General features: G+C 48.0%; 3 protein-coding genes. 1 reads left to right on the forward strand and 2 read right to left on the reverse strand.

Going from position 1 to position 3475, the window contains the following annotated elements; translation table 11 throughout:
* Positions 1-506 precede the first annotated feature (506 nt).
* Positions 507-1073, reverse strand: a complete 567-nt coding sequence (locus ACJHXA_RS23600) for a hypothetical protein (protein WP_061583929.1) — start codon at positions 1071-1073, stop codon at positions 507-509.
* A 281-nt stretch (positions 1074-1354) separates the two neighbouring features.
* Between ACJHXA_RS23600 and ACJHXA_RS23605 the strand changes: the two genes are divergently transcribed.
* Positions 1355-1819 carry a hypothetical protein gene (locus ACJHXA_RS23605; protein WP_072796159.1) on the forward strand — a complete coding sequence of 155 codons (465 nt, stop codon included), beginning with the start codon at positions 1355-1357 and terminating at the stop codon, positions 1817-1819.
* A 700-nt stretch (positions 1820-2519) separates the two neighbouring features.
* Here the strand turns inward: ACJHXA_RS23605 and ACJHXA_RS23610 are convergent.
* Positions 2520-2720, reverse strand: coding sequence for an antitoxin VbhA family protein (locus ACJHXA_RS23610; RefSeq protein ID WP_061585996.1), 201 nt, complete (start codon positions 2718-2720; stop codon positions 2520-2522).
* Positions 2721-3475: the final 755 nt, after the last annotated feature.

Below are 3475 nucleotides of genomic sequence, written 5' to 3' on the forward strand. Positions count from 1 at the left end.
GCGCCACTGGCGGTAGCCATTGGTAGCAGTGAGTGCGAGAGGTGTATCGAGAGTTCTTGAAGTTAAAGCCTGACTACAGCTACACTGGAAGGACAGATTTGGTGACACGTCTCGCACAAGACTGTTACCTAGGTTCAAAGAGCCGCAAACTCAATGAACTGGAAAAAAACCGCCCCGCAAAGGCGGTTTTTTTCTTTTGAAAGAAAAGAGTACGCTTTGCAGAAGAGGCGAGTCAACAACAGTCATCTCTTTTTGAAAATATAGAGATCTCGTTATTTTTTTATCCACTTGTTATAGTGTCTACATCCCCATACAAGACAGAGAGTCACAAGATGAGTTATGTATCTGAGCGCAAAAGTGAGCTGGTAAAGGCACAGCAACGCAAAATGGATCCATCCTCTCCTGATTCAGCTCCAATCAATCAGGGTCTTATGGACTTCATCCTGCTTGCTATGAAAGTAGATGACGGCTTTGTTCAACGTGGTCGTATTCACGGCGCATAGCTATCAAACAACTTCTTTGTACAGCACGTTTTTCAAAAAGCGTCCATACAACATTCTTTGTGTAAACCCGTAAGACTGGTAGTGTTTTAACACTTTTTCTTCTTTGTCTTTTATCGGATTGAATATGGCTACGTGCTGTGCCCCTACTTTTTTAGCTACTGACAGAGCCACAGCAACCACAATCATTGTGATTCGTTTCTCCAACGGATGAGCTGTTGGACAAGCCTCTAGATAATCCATTCTAACTGTCTTTTTACCACGGGTTAGCTTTCCAACTGAAAGCCCACAAAGCACATCCTCTCCCCAAACAGCCACATCAAATCTTTTACAAGAACGAGCTCTCTTTGATACAAGGTTCTGCCAATCCCAAGCACCATGAGCGTGCTTACGAGACCTGCCTTTCCATTGGCTCTTCCATGCACGAATAGCATTGTCATCGATTGTAGTGAGCCTTAAAACGCCGGGCTCTAAAGCACCTGCCTTCTCAAGATAAGTTATAACTTCATCGAATGACTCTTTGTAAATCGCGAGATATTTTTCTCTAATTTCGCATTGTCTAAAAACCGCCACGCTCGTCTCCCTCCTGACCTTGACCAGTAAACATTTTGCCATAAAAAAACCACTTTAAATCATTTGCTAACATTTTGGTTAGTGGTCAACAAAGACCATATCCTATGGTACATTTAAACCCCACCCTGTGGACTTTAAAAACCATAGGGTATGGTCTGATTTGACCACACAGAAAAAGATATAGTGGGACAATACGTTAAGACAATGACGCAAGGTGAACGGTAAAACGTTCAATATATAAAATGCCCTCTAGCCTCAGATGACCACAGGATGCATGTTTTATGGAAAACAAAAATAACCTGTCGAGCGAAGTAAAGAACCACGTAAGCAAGTGGGGGAAGACAAACATTTCTGCAGGATGGACGATTATCCCAAATGCCTTACTGGAAAATCAGTCCAGGTTGGGTCTTAGCTGTATTGATACGATGGTTCTCATAAACCTCATAATGCATTGGTGGGAAAAAGATAACCCCCCAAGACCTTCGAAAAAGAGACTGGCGAACATGCTGGGCGTTTCACTAAAAACCGTTCAAAGAAGTTTTATTCATTTGGAACAGTGTGGTGCCATCAAGCGGATACCTCGATACAAAGAAGGGAAAGACAATGCCAGAACAACAAACCATTACGATCTGAACGGACTGGTAGACCTGCTGGAAGGTTTTTCGAAAGAGCTTATCGAAGAAAGAGAGGCGAATCGAAAAAGTGAAGTTAATAGACCTAAGAAGCGCGGTAATCCGAAAAGTTAATAGGCTGACAAACACACTCTCCTGTAGAGAGTCCAATTTACCATAACATCTCTTGCGTGCACCGCCGCAGAGGCCCTCAGCGCGTTTCTGCCGCGTGCGGGCCGTTTCCGGCACCTTTCCCTGTCCATATCGTGAAAAAACGCGCCTGATGATTTCTGCGCGCCTGCATGGCTATGCACGGAAGTGAATGGCGGCCGGTTTCGGACGAATGCTGGCACTAAAGGCGAATTTTGAACAAAAAAAACGGACATCGAGGGTCAGGATGTCCGACAAAATTTGCACAAACAGTCAGCCGGTACCGATCAGAGAGCCGGCAAATAAGTATGACAGTAAAAAGTGGTTATCAACTGCCCCCGCGCTGCTGATTGCGCAGTTTTAGGGCTTTGGCCAGTGCAGGCAGGCCCGGCCGGAATCAGGGGATCTGGTAACGGTGAACGGGTGCACAGTTGACTGTGCGGCCGTGAGGCGTTGGCCAAGCCGCCAGGCGCGGCAGCTTCCGGTGGGTACAAACGCCAGCACTTTGCGAATCCTGCCCTAGATCTCAACAGCAGAGAAATTTCGTACGCACGAAACTCAGCGTATCGGGCGGCGCCTGATGAAACATTCTGGAGTGTCGGCGGTACTCCAAAAACACATCTTGTCCCGCTGATGTTGTCACTGGCGCAAAGCGGCGGTAATGACAAGACATTTCCTGTCCGCGTCAGTTACTGTTCGCCCGCTTCTGGTAATGAGCCCGTATCTCAGTGCGGCCTTCATCGAAGGTGATGTCACCGGAAAGAATCCTTGTCTTTACCGATTCATAAAGCGGGGTTCCTGATGGATCCATCCCTTCAAGCCTGAGAGAGGCCTCCGCTTTACGGAACCCTGTCAGGCGCAGTTGCAGTGTCCGATCATCAGTCATGGTTTTTCCTTTGAGCAGTCATGCGAATAAGGCAGGCGTAAAGTTAGCTAACTTTACATGTCCTGCCCGGATGTTGCCGTTGTATAGCTGTGCAGGGAAAAGTGGAAAACGACAGGAAACTGTTGCAGCCGGGTGTGTAATCAGGGAGGAAACGTGTGTACCGAGCGACACGATCCCTGTTCAGCATTACAGACATTACGCTTCCTCGGTCATTCGCTCACTTCGTTCGGTCATGACACTGCGGCGAGCGTTACCTGCTCAGGCAGAAGGCCATAAGGAGGTTCTGGGGATTGCCGGTTTTCCATAGGCTTCGCCCTCCTGACAAGCTTCACAGAAATCAGGTGATTTCCGGCGCTCAAATCAGAAGTGGCGAAACCTGACAGGACTTAAAGATCCCCACCGTTTCCGATGGGTCGCTCCCTCGTGCGCTCTCCTGTTCCCACCCTGAGGTTTACCCGTTGCAGTCCGCCGTAAGGTGGCGTTTTCTCATTCCTACCCGTGCAACTGGGTTCCTTGTAGGTGGTTCGCTCCAAGCTGGGCTGTATGCACGAACTCCCCGTTCAGCCCGACTACCACGTCTTTATCAGGTAACTGTACTCTTGAATCCAACCCTGAAAGACACGACAAAGCGCCACTGGCGGTAGCCATTGGTAGCAGTGAGTGCGAGAGGTGTATCGAGAGTTCTTGAAGTTAAAGCCTGACTACAGCTACACTGGAAGGACAGATTTGGTGACACGTCTCGCACAAGACTGTTA

This window comes from Escherichia sp. WS33 (assembly GCF_046486385.1).
In the GTDB taxonomy this organism is placed as follows: Bacteria; Pseudomonadota; Gammaproteobacteria; order Enterobacterales; family Enterobacteriaceae; genus ECMA0423.